Origin of the sequence: Promicromonospora sp. NPDC019610 (genome assembly GCF_044389365.1) — a bacterium.
Classification (GTDB): domain Bacteria; phylum Actinomycetota; class Actinomycetes; order Actinomycetales; family Cellulomonadaceae; genus Promicromonospora.
Map to the genome: position 1 here is coordinate 775,459 of NZ_JBIRXX010000003.1, position 23,405 is coordinate 798,863.

A 23,405-nucleotide genomic window follows, 5' to 3' on the forward strand; every position below is an offset into this window, starting at 1 on the left:
CCCTCAAAGCGAAGAAAGCCGGGCCTCAAAGGCGATCGTGTTACTCCGGGACGGCCGAACGCTCCGGAACCAGGACGAGGGCGCCCAGCGGGGGGACCCGCAGGGTCGCCGACCAGGCGCGGCCGTGGTGCGGGACCGGTTCGGCCTGGACGCTGCCCATGTTGCCCACGCCCGAGCCGCCGTAGACGGTCGCGTCGGTGTTCAGCACCTCGCGCCACACGGGACCGGAGCGGTGCTCGACGGTGTCGACCAGCGGTCCTGTCACGGCCGGCCCCGGCCGGAGCGCCGTCTCGACCGGCTCGGCGGGCGGCACCACCTCGACCGGGTCGCCGGCCACGCCCGCCGGATCGGCCCCGGCCGCGGGAGCCGCCGGCCACGGCACCTCCGGCAGCGGCAGCCGGTACCCCTCGTGCGGCACACCCGCGAAGTTCACCACCACGACCACCGGGTCCCCGGAGCGCGACCGGCGCACGTAGGCGAGCACGTTGTGGTCGGCGTCGTCGGACTCGAGCCACTCGAAGCCCGCCGGGTCGAAGTCGAGCTCCCACAGCGCGGGCGTCGCGCGGTAGAGCGCGTTCAGGTCCCGGACGAGGTGCTGCACGCCGGAGTGCCCGGCGTCGCCGAGCAGGTCCCAGCGCAGCCCCTCGGACTCGGCCCACTCCGTGTCCTGCGCGAACTCGCACCCCATGAACAGCAGCTGCTTGCCGGGGTGGCTCCACTGGTAGGCCAGGAACGAGCGGACGCCCGCGAGCTGCTGCCACCGGTCGCCGGGCATCTTGTGCAGCAGCGACCCCTTGCCGTGCACCACCTCGTCATGACTGATCGGCAGCACGAACTGCTCCGTGAACGCATATACCAGCGAGAAGGTCAGCTCGCCGTGGTGGTAGCGCCGGTTGTACGGGTCCTCCGCGAGGTAGCGGAGGGTGTCGTTCATCCAGCCCATGTTCCACTTCAGGCCGAAGCCCAGTCCTCCGCTCGACGTCGGGCCCGTGACCTGGGGGAACGCCGTGGACTCCTCGGCGATCATCATCACGCCGGGCGTGCGCCGGTACGCGGTCGCGTTCGCCTCCTGGAGGAACGCGATGGCCTCCAGGTTCTCCCGCCCGCCGTGCACGTTGGGCGTCCACTCGCCCTCCTTGCGCGAGTAGTCGAGGTAGAGCATCGAGGCGACGGCGTCCACGCGCAGCGCGTCGACGTGGAACTCCTCGAACCAGTACGTGGCGTTGGCGACCAGGAAGTTGCGCACCTCGCGGCGGCCGAAGTCGAAGATCAGCGTGCCCCAGTCCTGCTGCTCGCCGCGCCGCGGGTCCGGGTGCTCGTACAGGGGCGTCCCGTCGAACCGGGCCAGCGCGAACTCGTCCCGCGGGAAGTGCGCGGGCACCCAGTCCAGGATGATGCCGACGCCGGCCTGGTGCAGCCGGTCCACCAGGTACCGGAAGTCGTCCGGCGAGCCGAACCGCGACGTCGGCGCGTAGTAGCTGGTGACCTGGTAGCCCCACGAACCGCCGTACGGGTGCTCCGCGACGGGCAGCAGCTCGACGTGCGTGAAGCCCTGCTCCACGACGTAGCCGGTGAGCTGCTCCGCGAGCTCGCGGTAGCCGAGGCCGGGCCGCCACGAGCCCAGGTGCACCTCGTAGACGCTCAGCGGCGCGGAGTGCGGGTCGGACGACGACCGGGCGGCGAGCCACGCGTCGTCCTCCCACTCGTACGTCGAGGTGGTCACCACGCTCGCGGTGGCGGGCGGCTGCTCGGTCGCCTTGGCGAGGGGGTCGGCCTTGGCACGCCAGACGCCGTCGGCCCCCAGGATCTCGAACTTGTAGCGCAGGCCGGGCCCGACGTCGGGGACGAACAGCTCCCAGACGCCCGTGGCGCCGAGCGACCGCATGGGGTGCGTGCCGCCCCAGCCGTTGTGGTCGCCCACGAGCCGCACGCCGCGTGCGTTCGGCGCCCACACCGCGAAGGCGACGCCGGCGATGTCGCCGGCCGTGCTCGGGTACCGGTGGACGTTGGCGCCGAGCACCTGCCAGAGCTGCTCGTGCCGGCCCTCGCCGATCAGGTGCAGGTCCACCTCGCCGAGGGTCGGCAGGAACCGGTACGGGTCGTCGGAGGACCAGGCGTCCGTGCCGGACCGGGTGCGGATCCGGTAATCGGGCGCGTGCCGGGAGCCGTCATCCTCCTCGGCCGCCGGCACGACGGCGGCCCACACACCCGCACCCTGGTGCGTGGCGGACACCTCGGCGCTCGCCGTGACGACGACCACCTCGTCGGCGAGCGGGCGCAGGGCGCGCACCACGGTCCAGGGCCCGTCCAGCAGGTGAGGGCCGAGCACGGTGTGCGGGTCGTGGTGGGTTCCGGACGCGACAGCGGTCAGGACCTCGAGGTCGACGTCGGGCAGGTCAGCCATGGGTTCACCTTTCCACGTCGGGCGCGTGGCGTGCGACACGTACGGGGGCAGATCGCGCGTCGACCTGGTGTTCTGTTCGAGCCACGAGCTTGCAACGTTTCAGACCGAGCGCGGCGGGCAAAGGCTCGTGGGCTGAACAGAATGTCAGGACCGGCCCGAGGGGAGATTCCGTGCAGGGTGCCAGCCGGAGCGGTTCAATACTCGACCGATCCGGTCCGTCAGCCCCTGCGGCTGCCTGAGGTGTGCGCTACGGAATCGGAACACGATCAGGCTGCCGTCCTCGAGCAGGTCGTTCTGCCGGACGGCATCCCTGCCGAGCTGGTCGTCGGAGGAGTGAAAGGCACCACCGTCGATCTCGACGATCAGCCAGCGCCCCCCGCCGAGGTGCCACGCCAGGTCGGCCCGCCCCAGGAGCTTCCCGTCGTCATCCCGGAACTCGCGCTGCAGGTCGTCCGGTGGAAAGCCGGCATCGATGCACCGCAGCCGTGCTTCGGTCTCCAGGGGCGACTCAGCTCGCCCGTCGACGAGGCCGACCCAGTGGAGCCGGGCGACGAGTCCCGCTCGGCGTGCGAGCGACCGCACCTCCACGAGGTCCTGCGCACGGATGACCCTCTTGTTCATCAGGCTGTCCGCACACTTGACCCAGCTGTCCCGTGAGAGCGTCCGCATCGCCTGGACCAGGGCCAGCGGAGCTCGGGCCACCTGGCGGCCGTGCACCTTGACCGTGTGGCCGCGCAGGTCGACCTGGCGTACCCGTACACCGGCGCGCGGACGGGCGTACGTGCCACCCGGCAGTGCCACCACTGGGTTGAGCCGCCGAGGTAGCCCTTCGGCACCGTGCATCATGAGGGCGATCTCGCCGACGGCCGCAGACCTGGGATACGTCTTCAGGGCGAGCCAGACGGCGCGCCAACGTTCCTGGTCGAACACGTGCATGGCGGCATCGCGTTCGTGCGTGTCGTACACGCCACGAGCCGGTCGCGTCCAGGTGCCGGCGGCGACGAGTCGACTGCGCCGGCTCGTCAGCACTGCGTGCTCCTCGCACTGCGCCGTGGACACCAGGCCGCCCTCTCCCCGGGCGACCTTGAGGAGAGGTGGGGGAAGGTCCGCTCCAGATCTCATCGCCCTATTGCAGCCGACGCCACATCGTGGTGCCCCGTGTCCACAGGGTTTGCTGTGTTGCCGCGCGGGAGTTCTGTTCAGGCCACGAGGTTGCAACGGTTCAAACCCGCGGATGCGGGCAGAGCCTCGTGGGCTGAACAGAACCTCAGGTCAGCACGCGGTCCACGGCGGCGAGCGGGATATGGGTCCACGCGGGGCGGTGCCGGAACTCGTAGACCACCTCGTACAGCGCCTTGTCCACGGTCAGGGAACGCAGCAGGAGCTCGGCGGTGCCGACGTCGAGCGGGCTGCCCGTCGCCGTCGCCCCGCCGACCACCCTGCTCTGCACTTCGCGGTACCCCTCGAGAAAACTGATCTGCGCGTGCGACACCCAGTGCGGGTCCGTGGCCTGCCCGACGGCGGCGGCGTAGTCCAGCGACCGGAGCAGCCCGGCGACGTCGCGCAGCGGCAGGTCGGGCGCCGTGCGCTCGGACACGGGACGCTGCGGCTCGCCCTCGAAGTCGAGGACCTTCCAGCCGTCCGGCGACCAGAGCGCCTGCCCGAGGTGCAGGTCGCCGTGGATCGGCTGCAGCGGCACGACGTCGCCGTGCTCGACGACCGCCGACAGTCGCGCGCTCAGCGCGTCGTACAGGGCGGCGACGCCCGCGCGGTGCGGGGCCAGGACGGGGACGTCGGCGAAGGCCTCGGCGGCCCGGCGGCGCAGCACGCCCATGAACCCGGCCGGTTCGAGCGCCGGCCCGGGGCCCAGGGCCTCGCGCAGGGCGGCGTGCAGGTGCGCGACGACGGCGCCCAGCTCGGCGGCCCGCTCCCCGAAGTCCTCGTCCCGGGCCGCATAGGCGCAGGCCAGCTCGAACCCGTCGGTCGCCTCGTGCACGAGCTCGGACAGCACCGCGAGGTGCGCGACGGGTCCGGAGGCGCCGCTCCGGGAGTCACCGGGCGAGCCGGCGGGACCGGCGCTCGGGGCGGGGCCGGCATCCGGCCCGGGACCGGCGCCCGGCGCGGGCAGCTCCACCGCACCGAGGAACCGCGGCACGCCGTCCCAGCCGGCCCGCGTCAGGGCCTCCGGGATCACGACGTCGGGGTGCGGCCCGAGGGCGACCGTCCGCAGGATCTTGAGCATCCCGCCGCGCCCGGTCGCGTGCGGCAGGGCGGGGAGCACCACCGACGTGTTCGACTGCTCCCCGGAGATGCGCCGCGCGCCGCGGAGCTCTGCGCAGTCCTCCGGCTCGCACGCGGCGGGCAGGGCGGCGGTGAAGTAGGCGTGCCAGGCCGCGGGGTGGACCCCGCCGTCGTGCACGGTCGCGGTGCCCGACGCCGTGGTGACGGTGCCGATGAGGCCGGCCGCCTCGGTGTCGGGGGTGTCGGCCTCCGGCTCCGCCGTGGGGGTCAGCACGAGCGGGACCTGGATCACCAGCGACTCGTCGCCCGCCGCCAGGCCGGGGCCGACCAGCCGCAGGAGCGCGACGACGACGTCGGCCACGCCGCCGAACGTGACCGTGAGCCACGGCTCGTGGGTCACGCCCTCGGCGGGCACCGGGTACCAGCGCTGCGCGGGCAGCCACGTGTCCAGGAGCCGCAGCACCTCCGGCGGGAGGTGCGCGGCTCCGGGGGAGACGTGGACGGGTCGCGCCGGGCTCACCCCTCTCGCGCCTGCCCGACGGGTTCGCTGGTCTCCGCGGCGCCGTTCGTTCCGGCCGGCGCGGGCGGGGCCAGCACCAGCCAGTAGAAGTCGCGTGCGCCCCACGTCATCGTCAGGATGCCGTCGTCGCCGACGCTCGGGAACGCGGCGCCGCCGAACACGTCCGTCAGCGTCCAGCCCGCGTACCCGGGCAGCTTGATCGTGGACGAGCGTGCCGTGGCCGACAGGTTCGCGGCGATCAGCAGCGTCTCCTCGGCCGACGACCGGGTGAACGCGATGACCGACTCGTCGTTGCAGTCGAGCGCGGTGAAGTCGCCGGTCCCGAACGTCGGGTGCAGGCGCCGGAACGCCAGCATGTTGTGCATCCAGTGCAGCAGCGACGTCGGCTGCGCGAGCTGCGCCTCGACGTTGGTGTGCTGGTAGTGGTGCACCAGCGACTGCACGAGCGGCAGGTACAGCTTGCCCGGGTCCGCCGTGGAGAAGCCCGCGTTGCGGTCCGGCGTCCACTGCATCGGCGTGCGCACCGCGTCGCGGTCGGGCAGCCAGATGTTGTCGCCCATCCCGATCTCGTCGCCGTAGTAGAGGCAGGGGGTGCCGGGCATCGACAGCAGCAGCGCGTTGGCCAGCTCGATCTCCTTGCGCGCGTTGTCCAGCAGCGGCGCGAGCCGCCGCCGGATACCCACGTTGGCCCGCATCCGCGGGTCGGGGGCGTACCAGCCGTACATGCTGGCGCGCTCCTCGGTCGAGACCATCTCCAGGGTGAGCTCGTCGTGGTTGCGCAGGAACGTGCTCCACTGGCCGCTCGCGGGGATCGCGGGGGTGTCCGCCAGGATCTCCAGGAGCTGGCGGGCCCGCTGGTCCCGGATCGCGTAGAAGATGCGGGGCATCACGGGGAAGTGGAAGCACATGTGGCACTCGGGGTCGTCGTCCGTGCCGAAGTACTCCACGACGTCCGCCGGCCACTGGTTCGCCTCGGCCAGCATGATGCGGCCCGGGAACTCCGTGTCGATCATGCGCCGGACCTTGCGCAGGAACCCGTGCGTCTCGGGCAGGTTCTCGCAGTTGGTGCCCTCGGCCTCGAACAGGTACGGCACGGCGTCGAGCCGGAACCCGTCCACGCCGAGCTGCAGCCAGAACCGGGCGACGTCGAGCATGGCCTCCACGACGCGCGGGTTCTCGAAGTTGAGGTCCGGCTGGTGGCTGAAGAACCGGTGCCAGAAGTACTGCCGGCGTACCGGGTCGAACGTCCAGTTCGACGTCTCGGTGTCCACGAAGATGATGCGCGCGTCCTGGTACTGCGAGGCGTCGTCGCTCCACACGTAGAAGTCGCCGTACGGCCCGTCCGGGTCGGCGCGGGACGCCTGGAACCACGGGTGGGCGTCGCTCGTGTGGTTCATGACCAGGTCGATCACCACGCGGATGCCGCGCTCGTGGGCCGCCGCGACCAGGTCGCTGAAGTCCGACATCGTGCCGAACTGCGGCGAGACGGCGGTGAAGTCGGCGACGTCGTAGCCGCCGTCGCGCAGCGGCGACGGGAAGAACGGCGGCAGCCACAGGCAGTCGATGCCGAGCCACTCCAGGTAGTCGAGCCGCTCCACGAGGCCGCGCAGGTCGCCGGTCCCGTTGTCGCCCGAGTCGGAGAACGACCGGATCATGACCTCGTAGAAGACGGCCTTCTTGTACCACTCCGGGTCGTCGGACAGCCCCTTGCGGCGGGCGTCGACCTGCGGCTGGCGGCGGGGCGGCAGGGCCTGGACGGGCACCGGCACCGACGGCGGGTTGGGCACGGACACGGACGGCCGGGGCGCGGCCGGCTGCGCCGGCGACGCAGGCGGCGTCGGCTGTGCGGGGTATCCCTCCGGCGGCCCGACGGCGGGGCCACCCGGCCCGAACGTCGTCATGCCGGCCCCACCTGGAGGACGTGGGCCACCCGGACCTGCGGGTCGAGCCGCACCCAGGGATGCGCCCCCCAGCCGTAGGTCTCGCCGGACAGCAGGTCGTGTGCCACGTAGAACGGGGCGTTGGCGTCGCCGTCGGGGGCGCTGAGGCCGAGGGCGGAGAGATCCAGGTGCACTACAGACTCCTGCACGTTCCGGGGGTCCAGGTTCAGCACGACCACGATCACGTCGTCGTGCCGCGGGGCACGCCGATCGTTACCCCCTGCTCTCATGGTGCGGCCCGCCGCCGCCCCTGTCGCGCGCGACGCGTGATCGGCGCTGATCCGGCGGGAGTACGCGACCACCTGGTCGTTCGTCGTGGGGTGCACGGTCAGGTTGCGCAGCTGCTGCAGGGCCGGGTGCGCGCGGCGGATCGCGTTCAGCTCGCCCAGCAGCAGGGCGATCCCGTAGTCGTCCGCCCGTGCCCAGTCGCGCGGCCGGTACTCGTACTTCTCGTTGTCGATCTGCTCCTCGACGCCGGGACGGGGCACGTTCTCCACCAGCTCGTAGCCGGAGTAGATGCCCCACGTGGGCGAGCCCGTGGCGGCCAGCACCGCGCGCACCGCAAAAGCGGAGACGCCGCCCTCGATGAGGTAGGGCGGGAGGATGTCGTGCGTCGTGGGCCAGAACGACGGGCGGAGCACCGAGCCCTGCGGACCGCTCACCTCGGCCAGGTACTCCTCGACCTCCTCCTTGGTGTTGCGCCAGGTGAAGTAGGTGTACGACTGGTGGAAGCCGATCCGGGCCAGCGTCTGCATCATCGCGGGCTTGGTGAACGCCTCGGACAGGAAGATGACCTCGGGGTTGGTCGCGTGCACCTCCGCCAGCAGCCACTCCCAGAAGTCCAGCGGCTTGGTGTGCGGGTTGTCCACGCGGAACAGGGTGACGCCCCGGTCGATCCAGGTGCGGATCACGCCGAGCACCGCCGCGTACAGGCCGTCGGGGTCGGTGTCGAAGCTGAGCGGGTAGATGTCCTGGTACTTCTTGGGCGGGTTCTCCGCGTACGCGATCGACCCGTCCGCGCGCACCACGAACCACTCGGGGTGCTCGGTGACCCAGGGGTGGTCCGGCGAGCACTGCAGGGCGATGTCGAGCGCCACCTCCAGCCCCTCCGCCCGCGCGGCGGCGACGAAGCCCCGGAAGTCCGCCTCCGTGCCCAGGTCCGGGTGGATCGCGTCGTGCCCGCCGTCCGGCGACCCGATGGCGTACGGGCTGCCCGGGTCGCCGGGAGCGGCCTCCAGGGTGTTGTTGCGGCCCTTGCGGAACGTGGTGCCGATGGGGGAGACCGGCGTCAGGTAGACGACGTCGAACCCCATCGCCGCGATGGCGGGCAGGCGCCTCGCCGCCGTCGCGAACGTGCCCGACACCCACGTGCCGTCCTTCTTCTGGTACGCGCCCTCGGACCGGGGGAACATCTCGTACCAGGACCCCGCCAGCGCGAGCTTGCGGGAGACCCGGAGCGGGTACGTGTCCGACGCCGAGACCAGCTCGCGCAGCGGCGCGCGGCGCAGGGCCTCGACCACCTCGGGCGACGTCGCCGCCGCGAACCGCGCCCGGGCCGGACGGCGGGCGTCGGCCAGCGCCTTGGCGGCCGCCGTCAGCACCCGGGCGTCGCGTGCCGTGCGGCCGGCCGCGACCAGCGGGTCGCCCGGGACCAGGCGGCAGATCTTCTCGAAGAGGAGCACCCCCTCGGCGAGCATGAGCTCGGTGTCGATGTCCGCGGCGATCTTGATCCCGGCGTCGTGCGTCCACGTGGCGTACGGGTCCGACCACCCCTCGACCCGGAAGGACCAGTCGCCCTCGGCGTCGGGCTGCAGCTCACCGCGGAAGTGGTCCAGCCCCGGCGCGACGTCGGTCATGGGCGCCCACGAGTGGTCCGTCCCGTCCGGGGCGACGAGCACGGCCGTGGCGGCCACGGCGTCGTGCCCCTCGCGGAAGACGGTGGCCTCGACCGGCACGACCTCGCCGACCACCGCCTTCGCAGGCCAGCGGCCGCCCTCGACGACAGGAGCGACCTCGAGGACGGGGATGCGGCCGATCCGGCCGGGACTCGTGTGCGGGCTCACCGGAACACGCTATCGACCCTCGTGGGGGACTCGCCTGTGGGGCGCGCCGAGGTCCGGTGAACGTCGTCGGACGGGCCGGTGAAGCCCTCGGCAACAGGTGTGCTCGCCCCCACATGTGCGTAGTGTTCTGCCGGTGAGAGCGATCCGCAGATTCACCGTCCGCACGGTCCTCCCCGAGCAGCTCGCGGCGCTCGACGAGCTGGCCCAGAACCTTCGCTGGTCCTGGCACGCGCCGACGCGCGAGCTGTTCGCGAGCATCGACCCCGACCTCTGGTCCGACGTCCGGGGCGACCCCGTCGCCCTGCTCGCCGCGCTCGGCTCCGACCGCCTCGCGGCGCTCGCGGCCGACGAGGAGTTCACGGGCCGCGTCCGGGCGGCGTCCGACGACCTGCACCGCTATCTGCGGGACCCGCAGTGGTACCAGCGCCAGACCACGACGCCGGGCGGCGAGCTGCCGCGGGCGATCGCCTACTTCTCGCCGGAGTTCGGCATCACCTCCGTGCTGCCGCAGTACTCGGGCGGCCTCGGCATCCTGGCGGGCGACCACCTCAAGAGCGCGTCCGACATGGGCGTGCCGATCGTGGGCGTGGGCCTGCTGTACGGCGCCGGCTACTTCCGGCAGTCCCTGACGCGGGACGGCTGGCAGGTGGAGACCTACCCGCTGCTCGACCCGGACGGCCTGCCGCTGGCGGTCCTGCGCGAGGAGGACGGCACGCCCGCCGTCATCTCGCTCGCCCTGCCCGGCGGGCGCACCCTGCACGCGCACGTGTGGGTCGCCGCCGTCGGCCGGGTGCCGCTGCTGCTGCTCGACTCGAACGTGCCGGAGAACGACGACGCGGCCCGCAAGGTGACCGACCGCCTGTACGGCGGCGGGGGCGAGCACCGCCTCCAGCAGGAGCTGCTGCTCGGCGTGGGCGGCGTGCGCGCGTTGCGCGCCTGGTCGCGCCTCACGGGTGCGCCGGAGCCCGAGGTCTACCACACCAACGAGGGCCACGCGGGGTTCCTCGGCGTGGAGCGCATCCGCGAGCTCGTCGGGTCCGGCCTGAACATCGGCGAGGCCCACGAGGCGGTGCGCGCGGCCACGGTCTTCACCACCCACACGCCCGTGCCCGCGGGCATCGACCGGTTCCCCAAGGAGCTGGTCAGCGCCTACTTCGGCGGCGACAACACGATGCCCGGCGTGCCGCTGGAGACGGTGCTCGCGCTCGGCGCCGAGGACTACGACGGCGGCGACCCCACCGTGTTCAACATGGCGGTGATGGGCCTGCGGCTCGGCGGGCGGGCGAACGGCGTCTCGCTGCTGCACGGCCAGGTCTCACGCGAGATGTTCGAGGGCCTGTGGCCCGGGTTCGACTCGCGCGAGGTGCCGATCACGTCGGTCACCAACGGCGTGCACTCGCCCACCTGGGTGGCGCCGCGGCTGGCCGCCGTGGAGGCGGAGCGCATGGGCCTCGACGAGATCACGGCGCCCGAGGCGTCGGCCGGCTGGCTGGACCCGGGCAAGGTGTCGGACGCCGAGCTGTGGGCCCTGCGCGGCGAGATGCGCGGCGAGCTGGTGGCCGAGGCCCGGCGCCGGGTGCGCAAGTCCTGGCGCGAGCGCGGGGCGTCCCCGGCGGAGCTCGGCTGGGTGGACGACGTGCTGTCGCCCGACGTGCTCACGATCGGCTTCGCACGGCGCGTGCCCACCTACAAGCGGCTCACGCTCATGCTGCGCGACCAGGAGCGGCTCAAGGCGCTCCTGCTGCACCCCGAGCGGCCCGTGCAGCTCATCGTGGCCGGCAAGTCGCACCCGGCCGACGACTCCGGCAAGCGTCTCATCCAGCAGCTCGTCCGGTTCGCCGACGACCCCGAGGTGCGGCACCGCATCGTGTTCCTGCCGAACTACGACATCGGCATGGCGCAGTCGCTGTACCCGGGCTGCGACGTCTGGCTGAACAACCCGCTGCGGCCCCTGGAGGCATCCGGCACCTCGGGGATGAAGAGCGCGCTCAACGGCGGCCTGAACCTGTCCATCGAGGACGGCTGGTGGGCCGAGTGGTACGACGGCGAGAACGGCTGGGGCATCCCCACGGCGGACGGCGTCGAGGACGCCGACCGCCGCGACGACCTGGAGGCCGCCGCGCTCTACGACCTCGTGGAGTCCCAGGTGGCGCCCGCCTTCTACAACCGGTCCGCCGACGGCGTGCCGAGCCGCTGGCTGGAGCTGGTGCGGCACACGCTGGCCACGCTCGGCCCCAAGGTGCAGGCCACGCGCATGGTCGGCGAGTACGTGCACGGGCTGTACGCGCCCGCGGCGCAGGCCGGCCGGGTGCTCGCCGCCGACGGGTACGCCGCGGCGAAGGACCTCGCGGGCTGGAAGGCCCACGTGCGCGGCTCGTGGCCGCAGGTGCGCGTGGACCACGTCGAGTCGGCGGGCATCGGCGAGGCGGTGCGGGTCGGCGACCGGCTGACGGTGCGCGCCTACGTCTCGCTGGGGCCGCTGTCGCCGGACGACGTGGACGTGCAGGTGGTCCACGGGCGGGTCACCGAGGCCGACGTCATCGACGAGTTCACCGCCGAGTCCCTCGCGCTGGTGGAGTCCTACGAGGCGGGGCGGCACGCGTTCGGCGGCGAGGTGGGCCTGGACACCTCCGGGCCGTTCGGCTACACCGTCCGGATCGTGCCGCGCCACCAGCACCTGGCGAGCGTGGCGGAGCTGGGCCTCGTCGCGAACGCCTGAGCGCTCGTCCGGCGGTCGGGGGCGGCCCGGTGGTCGGGCGGTCGACGGCGGGTGATTAGGTGAACCGGGGCCTGGGTGGGAAGAGTGGCCCCATGAAGATCAACGTGGACCGCGACGCCTGCTGCGGCGCCGGCCAGTGCGCCCTGCTCGCACCCGACGTGTTCGGCCAGGACGAGGAGGGCATCGTCGTGCTGCTCGACGAGCGTCCGGCTCCCGAGCTCGACTTCGCGGTGCAGGAGGCCGTGAGCATGTGCCCGACCGGCGTCATCTGGGTGGACCGGAACGCCTGACGGGTCGCGGGGGGATCGGCCTGGCGGCCTCGATGTCGGCGGCCGCCACGTCGACCTCCTGCGGCTCGCCGCGGCCCGGGACCGGGTCGGTGCGCAGCCGCAGGCCGGCGTCGGACACCTCGACGACGAAGCCGATCAGGTCCGTCCAGCGGTGCTCCGTGCCGCCGTCCGACACGACGGGACCGCCCGGCGCCAGGCGGCGCCGGACCACCACCCGGGTGCCGGGGCGCAGGCCCCGCCACCCGCCGCGCGCGGCCGGTGTAGCGAATGTCACGTCGGTTCTCCTTCCGCTGCGTGAGACCGGTGGGGATCCGGGGGCGTCCCGAGAGATACTAGGATCGCCCCGCCGGGTCGTACCGCGGTCGGCATCGTGCATGATCCTCAGTCCGGAAGTGGAAGGACACCCTCCAAGTGACCTACGTGATCGCTCAGCCGTGTGTCGACGTCAAGGACCGGGCGTGCATCGAGGAGTGTCCCGTGGACTGCATCTACGAGGGCAGCCGCTCCCTGTACATCCACCCGGACGAGTGCGTGGACTGCGGCGCGTGCGAGCCGGTCTGCCCGGTCGAGGCCATCTACTACGAGGACGACGTCCCCGACGAGTGGAAGGACTACTACCGCGCGAACGTGGAGTTCTTCGACGACCTGGGCTCGCCCGGCGGCGCCGCCAAGATGGGCGTCATCGAGAAGGACGACCCGATGATCGCGGCCCTTCCGCCCCAGGCCTGACGTGGGTCTGCACGACCTCTCGGACCTGCCCTACCCCTGGGACTCGATCGCCGGCATCACGGCGACGGCGAAGGCCCACCCGGGCGGGCTGATCGATCTGTCCATGGGCACGCCCGTGGACCCGACGCCCGAGGTCGTGCGGCGGGCGCTCGAAGCCGCGTCGAACGCGCCGGGCTACCCGATGACCGCGGGCACGCCCGCGCTGCGCCAGGCCGTGGCCGACTGGTTCGCCCGGCGCCGCGGGGTGCCGGGCCTCGACCCCGCGGCCGTGGTCCCGACCGTCGGCTCCAAGGAGCTCGTGGGCCTGCTGCCCGCGCTGCTGCACCTGGGCCCCGGCGACGTGGTGGTGCACCCCGCCGTGGCCTATCCGACCTACCTCGCGGGCATCCGCGCGGCCGGCGCCACGCCGCTCGCGACGGACGACGTCGCCGACTGGGCCGGCCGCGACGACGTGAGGATGGTCTGGGTCAACAGCCCCGGCAACCCGACGGGACGAGTGCTGGACGTCGAGGCGCTGCGCGCCGTGGTCGCCGCCGCGCGCGAGATCGGCGCCGTCGTCGTCTCCGACGAGTGCTACGCGGAGCTGGTGTGGGATTCCCCCGACGACGCCGCGACGAGCACGGGCGGTGTCCCCTCGATCCTCGACCCACGCGTGTGCGGTGGCTCCCACGAGGGCCTGCTCGCCGCGTACTCCCTCTCCAAGCAGTCCAGCATCGCGGGCTACCGCGCCGCCTTCCTCGCGGGCGACGGCGCGCTGGTCGCCGACCTCACGCAGACCCGCAAGCACCTGGGCCTCATCGTGCCCGCGCCGGTGCAGGCCGCCATGACGGCGGCCCTGGCGGACGACGCGCACGTCGCCGCCCAGCGTGCGGCCTACGGCGCGCGGCGCCGGGCGCTGGCCGCCGCGGTCGTCGAGGCCGGGTTCGTCATCGACGGCTCGGAGGCCGGGTTGTACCTCTGGGTGGCGGCGCCGGACGGCCGCCCGGGCCTGGCGGTCGCCGAGTGGTTCGCGGCCCGGGGCATCCTGACCGCGCCGGGGCATCTGTACGGCGACGGCACGCACACGCGGGTGGCGCTGACCTCGACTGACGCGCAGATTGCCGATGCTGTGACACGCATCACGCAGCCTTGACCGATGGATTGGAAAAACTAAAGCAGGGCGCGATACTGTCGTGCCCCAGGTCGACGCTGTCCCGACACCTTTCTTTCACAGCAGCGTCCCTCGTGCGCCACTCAGGAAGGAAGACATGACCTCCACACCGCTGGACGGCTCGAGCCGCGTCGAGCTCGCCGTCGACGGAACCACTCACACCCTGCCTGTCGTCGCCGCCAGCGAGGGCAACGACGGCATCGTCGTGTCGTCGCTGCTCAAGGACACGGGTCTGGTCACGGTCGACCCCGGTTTCATGAACACGGCGTCGTGCGAGTCCTCGATCACCTACATCGACGGCGACGCCGGCATCCTCCGCTACCGCGGCTACCCCATCGACCAGCTCGCCGAGGCCTCCGGCTTCCTCGAGGTGGCCTACCTCCTCATCTACGGCGAGCTGCCGAGCCCCACGGAGCTGGACGCGTTCACCGAGCGCGTCAACCGGCACACGCTGGTGCACGAGGACTTCCGCACGTTCATGGGAACGTTCCCGCGCAACGCGCACCCGATGGCGGTGCTCGCCTCCGCGGTGAACGCGCTGTCCACGTTCTACCCGGAGTCGCTCGACCCGGCGGACGACGAGCAGGTCGACCTGGCCACCGTGCTGCTGCTCGCCAAGACGCGCACCATCACGTCCTACCTGCACCGGCGCCGGGTGGGCGAGCCGCTGCTGTACCCGGACTACTCGCGCGGCTACGTCGAGGACTTCCTGCGCATGACGTTCGCGACGCCGTACGAGGCCTACGAGGCCGACCCGGTGATCGTGGACGCGCTGGAGAAGCTGCTCGTGCTGCACGCGGACCACGAGCAGAACTGCTCCACGTCCACGGTGCGCGTGGTCGGCTCGTCCAACGCGACCCTGTACGCGTCGGTGGCCGCGGGCGTGAACGCGCTCTCGGGCCCGGCGCACGGCGGGGCCAACGAGGCCGTGCTGACCATGCTGGAGAAGATCCGCTCCGGCGGCGAGACCGTCGAGACCTTCATGGAGAAGGTCAAGAACAAGCAGGACGGCGTGCGCCTGATGGGCTTCGGCCACCGCGTGTACAAGTCCTACGACCCGCGCGCCGCGATCGTGAAGAAGTCGGCCGACGAGGTGCTCGACAAGCTCGGCGCCAAGGACGAGCTGCTCGACATCGCGCGCGGCCTGGAGGAGATCGCCCTCTCGGACGACTACTTCGTGGAGCGCAAGCTCTACCCGAACGTCGACTTCTACACCGGCCTCATCTACAAGGCCATGGGCTTCGAGCCGGCCATGTTCACGCCGCTGTTCGCGCTGGGCCGCATGCCCGGCTGGATCGCCCAGTGGCGCGAGATGATCAAGGACCCGCAGACCAAGATCGGGCGCCCGCGCCAGGTCTACACGGGCGCCACGGAGCGCCCGTACGTCCCGGCGAACCAGCGCTAGCGCGTACGACGGCGGCGTGACCGCCGTCGTGCTGTCACGAGGCCCCCTGGCCTGGTGGAGCCGTCCGGCCCACCACGGCGAGGGGGCCTGCGTCGTCCCCGGGCGGGCTCCGGTTAGCCTGCTGCCATGCCCGAGAAACCGCCGTTCAGCCCGACGGTCGCCCTGCTCACGATCAGCCGGGTCTGGGACGCCGCGTTCGCCGACGCGCTCAGGCCCCTCGGCCTGACGACCCGCAAGTACGGACTGCTCGGCCACATCCGCGCGACGCCCGGGGTCTCGTTCAGCGAGCTGGCGCGCCGGTCCCGCATCACCGTGCAGAGCGCCCACACCGCCGTCGCCGCGTTCGCCGCCGACGGTCTGGTCGAGGACGCCACCGCGCGCGCCGGTGCGGCGTCGCGGCTGCGGGTCACCGCGGCGGGGGAGCGGCTGCTCGGTCAGGCGGCGGAGCGGGTCGCCGTGCTCGACGCCCGGTTCGCCGAGGAGTATCCCGTGCTGACCGAAGGGCTGCGGGCGCAGATCGAGGAGCGCATGTCGCGGCCGTGACGGGGGCGGCGTCGCGGGCCGGGGGCCGCGCCGCCGGCCGAACGGAACGGGCCGTCCGTTCCTGGCGCCCCGCGGACCTTCAGGTGGTCTGAAGCATGGCGATCCTTCAGTTAGGCTGAAGGTATGGAGAATCTGCTGCTGTCCGCGCACGTGCTCGCGGGCATCCTCTTCGTCGGTCCGGTGGCGGTGACCACCAGCCTGTTCCCGCGCTTCGCCCCGGTGACCGCGGCCGCTGCCCCCGCGCCCGGAGCCGCCGGGGCGCACGCGCCGTCGGCACCGTCCGGGCGGAGCGCGTCGGTGGCGCGCATGCTGCACGGCGTGACGCGCGTCTACGGCGTCCTGGCCCTCGTGGTGCCCGTCCTCGGCCTCGTGCTCGCGGCCGTCCAGGGGCGCCTCGGCGAGATCTGGGTCGTCGTCGCGATGGTGCTCACCGCGGTGGCGGGCGGGCTGCTCGCGCTGCGCATCGCGCCGGGCCAGCGGGCCGTGCTGGAGACACCCGGCGACGGCGCCCGGCTGCGCGGGCTGAGCATGCTCACCGGCGCCTTCAACGTGCTGTGGGCCGCGGTCGTCGTGCTCATGGTCGTGCGCCCGGGGTCCGTGTGAGGCCCGGGGCCGGCATGAGGCCGGTGCTGCGCGCCCTCGAGGTGCTCTCGGTGCTGGAGCTGGTGAGCATCGTCGTCCTGCTGGTCAACCTGGCCACGGTGCACGTCGAGGGCGTCGCCTCGGCCCTCGGGCCCGCGCACGGCGCCCTGTACCTCGCGGTGGCGGTCACCGCGCTGCTCGGTCAGGGCCTGCTGCTGCGGACCCGGCTGCTGGCGCTCGTCCCGGTGCTCGGCGGCGTGTTCACGCTGGTGAACGTGCGGCGGGAGGCACGCCGATGAGCTGGCGCCACCACGTCCGCCGCCCGCGCGAGGTGAGTGTCGCCGAGGCGTTGCGGCTCGTCGACGAGGGCGCCCTGGTCGTGGACGTGCGCCGAGAGCGGGAGTGGCGCAACCACCACGTGCCGGGGTCGGTGCACCTGCCGCTGGACGTGCTGGCGGACCGCGCCGAGGAGCTGCCCGAGGACCGGGTGCTGATCGCGTTCTGCACGGGCGGACTGCTCTCCCGGGGCGCGGCCAACGTGCTCGCCGAGCTCGGGTTCGACGCCGTCAGCCTGGCGCGCGGGCTGCTCGCGTGGCGCGCCGCCGGCGGGCCGCTGGAGGGTGAGCGGGCGCACTGACCGCGACGTGACCGGATCGTTGCCCGGGGCGTCCCTAGTTTCGTCGTGCGTGTCACAGGGCCGGGCTACCTTGGCCCCGTGAGTCGAGCCACCCTCCTTGCCCGCCGGTCCACGGCGCACCGTGGGCTGCTCGCGCTCGTCTGGCTGCTGGTGGCCGTGCTGACCGGCGCCCTGGGCGTGACGGTCGGCTGGACGCAGGCCGCGGCGACGGCGGGAGCGCGCGACGGGCTGGCCGCGGCCGAGCCCTCGGGGCGGGCGGTGCAGCTCGCCACCCGGCTCGCGGACGGCGCCGCGGCCGACGCGCAGGATGCGCGCGTGCAGGAGGTGCTCGCGGACCTGCTGGACGGCGTGCCGCACCGGGTCACCTACGACGTGCGGACCGAGGCGCAGTACACGACGGACGCCGACGGGCAGGACCTCGGCCGCTGGTCGGTCGCGCTGCTGCCCGCGCCCTCGCGGCAGGAGGCCCTGTCGGGCGCGGGCGCGAGCGGCGTCACGCTGGTCGACGGCGCCTGGCCGGCCGCCGCGGACGAGGCGGCGGTCCAGGCCGACGCCGCCGAGGCCGCCGGGCTGGCGGTCGGCGACCGGATCCGGCTCGGCGTCGACCCCGAGGACCCCGCGGACACCGGTACGGCGGTCACGATCTCCGCGACCTGGCGGGTCACCCACCCCGACGACGCGGGCTGGCTCGGCGACCCGAGCGTGCTCACCGGGTCGGACGGCGCGTACCCCGGCCCCGTCGTGGTGAGCGAGCAGGTCGTCACCGGGCTCGACACCGACCCGTTCGCCCGCTGGACGGTGGTGCCCGACGGCGCGGCGCTCACGCCCGAGGACCTGCCCGCCCTGGCGGCGCTGACGCCCGAGGTCGACCGCGTCCTCGGCGAGGACACCGACGTCGCGCCCCGCGGGCTGACCGTCACCGGGACGCTCGACGTGATCGCGGCCGACCTGGACGCCGCGCTGCGCGCCGCGGACGCCGTCGCGCTCGTCCCCCTGTGCCTGCTGGCGCTCGTCGGCCTCGTCGCGCTGGTCCAGGTGGCCCGGCTGCTGGCGGCCACCCGGGAGGGCGAGGTCGCACTCCTCGTCTCCCGCGGTGCCGCGCCCGGCACCGTGACGGCCGCGGCCGCCGTGGAGGGCGCGCTGCTCGCGCTGACCGCCGCCGCGGCGGGCGGGGCCGCCGCGTGGGGCGCCCTGCGCGCGGTCGTGGGCTCCGAGGCCGGCGCGGCGGTCTCCGTCGGAACGCCGGTGGCCGTGGCCCTCGCGGTCACGGTGGCCGCGACCGCGACGCTCGTCCTGGTGGCGACGCTGCAGGTCCAGGCGGCGGTGCGGCGCCAGGTGACCGACCGCTCGGGGCGCGTGCGCCAGGTCGCCGCGCTCGGCACCGTGGTGCTGACGGTGGCCGCCGCCGCGGTCAGCGTGACCCAGCTGCTGCGCTACGGGTCGCCGCTCGTCTCCACGCCCGGCGGGCTGCGCACCGACCCCGCGGCGGCCGCGGCACCCGCGCTCGCGCTGGCGGCGCTCGCCGTGGCGGCGATGGCGGTGCTCGGCCCGGCCACGCGGCTGTGGGCGGGGCTGGCCGGGCGGTCGCGCGGCGTCGTCGGGCCGCTGGCCGCGCGGCAGGTGGCCCGCCGGATCGTCGTCTACGTGGTACCGGTGGTCCTGCTCGTGCTCGCGGGCGGGGCCGCGACCCTCGCCGGCGGCTACACCGGTACCGCCGAGCGACTGCGCGCCGACGTCGACGTGCTCGCCAACGGTGCCGACGTGCGCGTCACGTCGCCCGAGAGCGGGCGCCTGGACCCGGCGCCGTACCTGCCGGGAGCGACGGGTCCGGGCAGCACCGCCCGCGCCGCCGCGCCCGTGCTGTCCGGGACGGCCTACTCCGACGGCCTGCCGGTCGCGATGCTCGCGCTGCCCGCCGCGGCCGTACCGAAGGTGGTGCGCGCGCCGGAGGAGGTGCTCGACACCGCGGCGCTGGCCGACGACCTCGCGAACGACGCCTTCGCCGACGCGCCCACCCTCGCCGGCGACGCCCGGGACATCGGCGTCACCGTGCGCGGCCGGATCCACGAGACCGTCGAGACGGACCTGGCGAGCTGGGCGCCGCGGCACCAGCTCGACCTGTCGATCGTGCTCGCCGCCGCCGACGGGACCCTGGCCACCGTCGACCTCGGGCAGCTCACGGAGGGGGACGGCGGCGACGGCACCCTCGGCGAGCACGAGGTCGTGCAGGAGCTGCGGGGCGAGGTCCCCGCGCCGCCGTCGGGTCAGGCGTGGCGGATCGCGGCCCTCGACGTCGACACGCGGCCCGGCTGGTCCATGGCGGAGGTGACGCTGGCCGTCGACGGCATCACGGCCGGCGGGCTGCGCGTCGACCAGCCGGTGTGGACGCCGTCCGAGACGTTCGACGGCCCGACCGGCCTGGAGTTGACCGAGGGGGAGGCCGCGTTCAGCATGTCCCTCGGTGACGGCGTCTCGGGCGCGAACCGGCTGCGTCTCCTGACCACCCCGGCCGCCGGCCCCGTCCCGCTGCTGGCCTCGTCCTCGCTGGTCGACGCGCTCGGCGTCGCCACGGGAGACACCTTCGAGCTCACCCTCGGCGCGACACGCCTGCCCGTCGAGGTCGTGGCGTCGTCCGGCACCGTGCCCGGGGCGCTCGAACCGTACGCCGTCCTGGTGGACCGCGCGGCGCTCGCCGCCGTGCTCGTGCGCGACGTGAACGACCCCGCGCTCACCAACGAGGTCTGGCTCGCGGCCGGGCCGCCCGGCGCCGCCGCGCCGGCGGGGGCCGTGGCCGGTCTCGCCCGGCAGGCGGCGGACGCCGCGGACGCTGCCGGACGCAGCAGCCGGGAACGGCCCACCGTGACGACGCCGGGCTACGGCTCCACCGACACGGCCGTGCCGGTGCGCGTCTCGTTCTGGCTCGCCGCCGCCGGGGCGACCGTGCTCGCGCTGGCCGGCGTGCTCGCCGTCGCCGTGGCCACCCTCCGGGGACGGCGCGGCGAGGTCATCGTCCTGCGCGCCGTGGGGCTCGGCCCGACGGCCCAGGGCCGGGCACGGGCCGCGGAGCTCGTCACCGTCGGGATCGCGGCGCTCGCCGTCGGCGCGGTCGCCGGCTGGGGCGTGGCCCGGCTGGCCGCGGGCGGCCTGGCCGCCGCGACCCTGACCGGCATCGACGCGGCACCGCCCGCGCAGTTCGTGCTCGCGACCGCGGGCAGCGGCCTGGTGCTCGCCGCCGCCGTCGCCGGGCTGGTCCTGGTCGCGATCGGGGTGGGCGGGCGAGTCACCGCCCAGGCCCGCGACACCACCTACCGCGAGGAGGTCCGCTGATGGGGGCGCTGTCCGGGCTCGGCCTGCTCGCGCGGCGGCAGCTGCGCACCTCCTGGGGCGCGACGGCCGCGCTGGGCGTGGTCGCGTTCCTCGCCGCCGGGGTGCTGTCGACCGCGCCGCGTGCCGTCGCGACCATGCACGCCGACCAGGTGGTCTACGAGACCGCCACGGCCTCGGGCCCGGCCCGGGACGTGATCTCGGTGGCGGGCTCGATCCCGGGCCAGGCGCCGAGCGGGGGCTTCTACGACCCGGGCACCGTCGGGAGCGGCGTGCCGGACGAGCCGGACTGGACGCCGTTCGCCGAGAACCTGGACGCCGTGCGCACCGAGTCCCCCGAGCCGCTGCGCTCGGTGATGGGCGCGCCGCTCTTCCACGTGACCTCGGCCGACCCCGCGTACACCGAGCCGGAGCGCAGCTCCGAGCTGGCCGAGGCCAAGGTCTTCCTCCGCTCCGCCCCGGACCTGGCCGAGCACGCCGAGCTGGTCGAGGGGCGCTGGCCCACCGCGACCGCGGGGCCCGTGTTCGTGGGGGACGAGCAGTCCATCAGCCAGCCCACGGAGCGGGCGCCGGCGTTCGAGGTCGCCGTGTCGCGCGCCGTCGCCGAGACGTACGGCTGGGAGCTCGGCGGCCGGTACGACAACCTCTCGGGCTCGGGCGTGATCGCGCTGGCCGGCCGCTACCCGTCGCTCGTCGTGACCGGGATCTTCGAGACCGGCGACCCCGACGCCGACTACTGGCTGCACCACGCCCTGGGGGCCAGGGCCTCCGTGATCGCCGACCCGAACCGCGGCCTGCTCGGCACCGCGACCGCCTACGTGGACCCGGCCATGATCACGCCGCTGACCCTCGGCGTGGCCGAGACCCGCGTCTGGTACCCGGTGAGCACCGACGGTCTGACCGCCGCCGACGTGCCCGTGCTCCTGGCCCAGATGAACGGCCAGTCGGCAAGGACGTTCCTCGTCGCCGCCGGCCCCGACGACCCCACCCCGCTCCAGCTCCGGCCCACCAGCAGGCTCACCGAGATCCTGGAGAGCCTGCTCGCCCAGCGCACCGGGGTCGACGCGATCGTCGCCGTCCTCGCCGTCGGGCCGCTCGGTGCCACCGTGGCCGTGCTGGCCCTGGGCGCGCGGCTCGTCGTCGACCGGCGGCGGTCCGCGCTCGCGCTGCTGCGCGCCCGTGGCGCGTCCGGCACCCAGGTGCGCCTGCTCATGGGCGGCGAGGGACTCGTCGTCGGGCTCGGCTCGGCGGCCGTCGGGTTCACGGCAGGCCTCGTGCTCTCGGCCGCCCTCGGCGTCGACGCCCCCGTCACCGTCGCCCAGGTCCTGCTCGCGGTGGCCGCGGGCGTCGCGCCGGCGGTGGCCCTCGCGCTCGCCACGTCGCCCGCCGGACTGCGGACCACGCGCTCGGACCTCGCGCCCCGCTCACGGAGCCGGGTGCGCTGGGTGCTGGAGGTGCTCGTCGTCGCCGGCGCCGCGCTCGCCGCCTGGCTCCTCCTGTCGCGCGGGGTCGTCGCCGGCTCGGGCGCCGGCACCGGTGCCGGCGTCGACCCGCTCGTCGCCGCGGCGCCCCTGCTGGTCTCCCTGGCGCTCACGCTGCTCGCCGTCCGCGCCTACCCCTGGCTCGCGCTCGCGGCGGAGCGGGCGCTCGCACCGCGCCGCGACCTCGTCCCGTTCCTCGGCGCCGCCCGCGCCACGCGTGACCCCGCCGGCGGTCCCGTCCCGGCGGTCGCGCTCGTGCTCGCGGTGGCCGTCGCGGCGACCTCCGCGGTGCTGTACTCCACGGTCTCCGGCGGCGTGGTCCGCGAGGCCTGGCGCGCGACCGGCGCGGACCTTCGGGTCTCCGGCCCGGTCGTCGACGAGCCGGTCGCGGAGCAGCTCGGCGCGCTCGACGGCGTCGCCGCCGTGTCGCCGGTGGGCGACGTCGGCGACGGCCTGCTGCAGGGGGCGGGCTCCTCGCCCCGGGTCGAGGTGTGGACGGTGGACGCGGCGGAGCTCGTCGTGGCGCAGCGGGACGTCGAGGGGGCCCCCGAGACGCTCGACGCCCTGGCCGGGTCAGGCGGCGGGGACGGCGCGGACGGCGACGAGGCGCTGCCCGTGATCCTCACCCCCGGCGCGGCCGGCCCCGGCGTCGGACCGGGCAGCACCGGGATCACGCTCACGACGCAGGAGGGCGACGTACCCGTCCGGGTCGTCGACGTGGTCGACGAGCTCCCGGGCCTGCCCGCGGGCCGCGCGCTCGTGCTGGCCGACGCCGGCCGCCTCGCCGAGGCCACGGGTGACGTCAGCTACCCGCGCCTCGCGCTCGTGGGCCTGACCGACGACGCCGACCGCGCCGCCGTGACGGCGGAGATCTCGCGGCTGCTGCCGTCGTCCGTCGTGGAGGACCCGGACCAGGAGGCCGACGCCGTGCTGGCGGCGCCCGTCTCCGGCGGGCTGGCCGTCGCGTTCGTGCTGGCCGTTCTCCTCGCGGGGCTGCTCTGCGCGGGCGCCGTGGTGATGACGCTGATGCTCGCCGCGCCGGCGCGGGCCCGGCTGCTCGCCGTGCTGCAGACCCTCGGCCTCTCGCCCCGGCTCGGCCGCGGGCTCGTCGGCTGGGAGATCGGCCCCTGGGCGGTGGTGGCGCTCGTGGTGGGCGCCGTCCTCGGCGTGGTGGTGCCGGAGCTGGTGCTGGCCGCCGTGGACGTCACCGCCCTGACCGGCGGTCCCACCCAGCCCGACGCGCGGTACGACCCGCTGCTGCTGGGTGCGGCCGCCGCCGGCTTCGTGGTGGTGGTGCTGGCCGCGGTAGGCGTGGCGGCGGCGCTGAGCCGCCGCGGCGAGGTGGCGGCACAGCTCCGGATGGGGAGCAACGACTGA

Annotated in this window: 17 protein-coding genes; 11 read left to right on the plus strand and 6 right to left on the minus strand. The window is 74.3% G+C overall.

Features of this window, described 5'->3' with window-relative positions:
- Positions 1-40: 40 nt before the first annotated feature.
- The 5 genes from glgB to ACH45N_RS24580 all read right to left on the minus strand — a co-directional run bounded on the left by glgB (position 41) and on the right by ACH45N_RS24580 (position 9,168).
- The gene (gene glgB / locus ACH45N_RS24560; RefSeq protein ID WP_397398560.1) at positions 41-2,404 is read right to left on the minus strand and encodes a 1,4-alpha-glucan branching protein GlgB; all 2,364 of its coding nucleotides are present in this window, start codon (positions 2,402-2,404) and stop codon (positions 41-43) included.
- A 144-nt stretch (positions 2,405-2,548) separates the two neighbouring features.
- Positions 2,549-3,370 (minus strand): hypothetical protein, encoded by an 822-nt coding sequence (locus tag ACH45N_RS24565; RefSeq protein WP_397398561.1) that lies wholly within the window; start codon positions 3,368-3,370, stop codon positions 2,549-2,551.
- 301 nt (positions 3,371-3,671) lie between these two features.
- The gene (locus ACH45N_RS24570) at positions 3,672-5,165 is read right to left on the minus strand and encodes an aminoglycoside phosphotransferase (RefSeq protein WP_397398562.1); all 1,494 of its coding nucleotides are present in this window, start codon (positions 5,163-5,165) and stop codon (positions 3,672-3,674) included.
- A complete protein-coding gene (treS, locus tag ACH45N_RS24575) occupies positions 5,162-7,066 on the minus strand; it encodes a maltose alpha-D-glucosyltransferase (RefSeq protein WP_397398563.1) in 1,905 nt (634 codons plus the stop codon). Before treS ends, ACH45N_RS24570 begins: the two co-directional genes overlap by 4 nt.
- Positions 7,063-9,168 (minus strand): alpha-1,4-glucan--maltose-1-phosphate maltosyltransferase, encoded by a 2,106-nt coding sequence (locus ACH45N_RS24580; protein WP_397398564.1) that lies wholly within the window; start codon positions 9,166-9,168, stop codon positions 7,063-7,065. Before ACH45N_RS24580 ends, treS begins: the two co-directional genes overlap by 4 nt.
- A 133-nt stretch (positions 9,169-9,301) precedes the next feature.
- Between ACH45N_RS24580 and glgP the strand changes: the two genes are divergently transcribed.
- Positions 9,302-11,887 carry an alpha-glucan family phosphorylase gene (glgP, locus tag ACH45N_RS24585; protein WP_397398565.1) on the plus strand — a complete coding sequence of 862 codons (2,586 nt, stop codon included), beginning with the start codon at positions 9,302-9,304 and terminating at the stop codon, positions 11,885-11,887.
- 92 nt (positions 11,888-11,979) lie between these two features.
- Positions 11,980-12,177: a ferredoxin gene (locus ACH45N_RS24590; protein ID WP_397398566.1), complete on the plus strand. Its 198-nt coding sequence runs from the start codon at positions 11,980-11,982 to the stop codon at positions 12,175-12,177.
- On the opposite strand, the gene ACH45N_RS24595 is transcribed toward ACH45N_RS24590, so the two are convergent.
- Positions 12,152-12,451: a hypothetical protein gene (locus ACH45N_RS24595; protein ID WP_397398567.1), complete on the minus strand. Its 300-nt coding sequence runs from the start codon at positions 12,449-12,451 to the stop codon at positions 12,152-12,154. The two genes, ACH45N_RS24590 and ACH45N_RS24595, sit on opposite strands and share 26 nt — an antisense overlap.
- 137 nt (positions 12,452-12,588) lie before the next feature.
- On the opposite strand from ACH45N_RS24595, the gene fdxA reads away from it, so the two are divergent.
- The 9 genes from fdxA (at position 12,589) to ACH45N_RS24640 (ending at position 23,405) form a co-directional block, all read left to right on the plus strand.
- Positions 12,589-12,906 (plus strand): ferredoxin, encoded by a 318-nt coding sequence (gene fdxA / locus ACH45N_RS24600; protein ID WP_020017584.1) that lies wholly within the window; start codon positions 12,589-12,591, stop codon positions 12,904-12,906.
- A gap of 1 nt (position 12,907) precedes the next feature.
- On the plus strand, positions 12,908-14,038 hold the full coding sequence (dapC, locus tag ACH45N_RS24605; RefSeq protein WP_397398568.1) for a succinyldiaminopimelate transaminase: 1,131 nt from the start codon (positions 12,908-12,910) through the stop codon (positions 14,036-14,038).
- A gap of 115 nt (positions 14,039-14,153) precedes the next feature.
- On the plus strand, positions 14,154-15,461 hold the full coding sequence (locus tag ACH45N_RS24610) for a citrate synthase (RefSeq protein WP_397398569.1): 1,308 nt from the start codon (positions 14,154-14,156) through the stop codon (positions 15,459-15,461).
- A 126-nt stretch (positions 15,462-15,587) separates the two neighbouring features.
- Positions 15,588-16,004: a MarR family transcriptional regulator gene (locus ACH45N_RS24615; protein ID WP_397398570.1), complete on the plus strand. Its 417-nt coding sequence runs from the start codon at positions 15,588-15,590 to the stop codon at positions 16,002-16,004.
- A 123-nt stretch (positions 16,005-16,127) separates the two neighbouring features.
- The gene (locus ACH45N_RS24620; RefSeq protein WP_397398571.1) at positions 16,128-16,607 is read left to right on the plus strand and encodes a hypothetical protein; all 480 of its coding nucleotides are present in this window, start codon (positions 16,128-16,130) and stop codon (positions 16,605-16,607) included.
- 14 nt (positions 16,608-16,621) lie between these two features.
- Complete coding sequence (locus tag ACH45N_RS24625) at positions 16,622-16,885, plus strand: hypothetical protein (protein ID WP_397398572.1); 264 nt, start codon at positions 16,622-16,624, stop codon at positions 16,883-16,885.
- Positions 16,882-17,223 (plus strand): rhodanese-like domain-containing protein, encoded by a 342-nt coding sequence (locus ACH45N_RS24630; RefSeq protein ID WP_397398573.1) that lies wholly within the window; start codon positions 16,882-16,884, stop codon positions 17,221-17,223. Before ACH45N_RS24625 ends, ACH45N_RS24630 begins: the two co-directional genes overlap by 4 nt.
- Positions 17,224-17,301: 78 nt before the next feature.
- Positions 17,302-20,550, plus strand: a complete 3,249-nt coding sequence (locus ACH45N_RS24635; RefSeq protein WP_397398574.1) for a hypothetical protein — start codon at positions 17,302-17,304, stop codon at positions 20,548-20,550.
- On the plus strand, positions 20,550-23,405 hold the full coding sequence (locus ACH45N_RS24640; protein WP_397398575.1) for an FtsX-like permease family protein: 2,856 nt from the start codon (positions 20,550-20,552) through the stop codon (positions 23,403-23,405). Before ACH45N_RS24635 ends, ACH45N_RS24640 begins: the two co-directional genes overlap by 1 nt.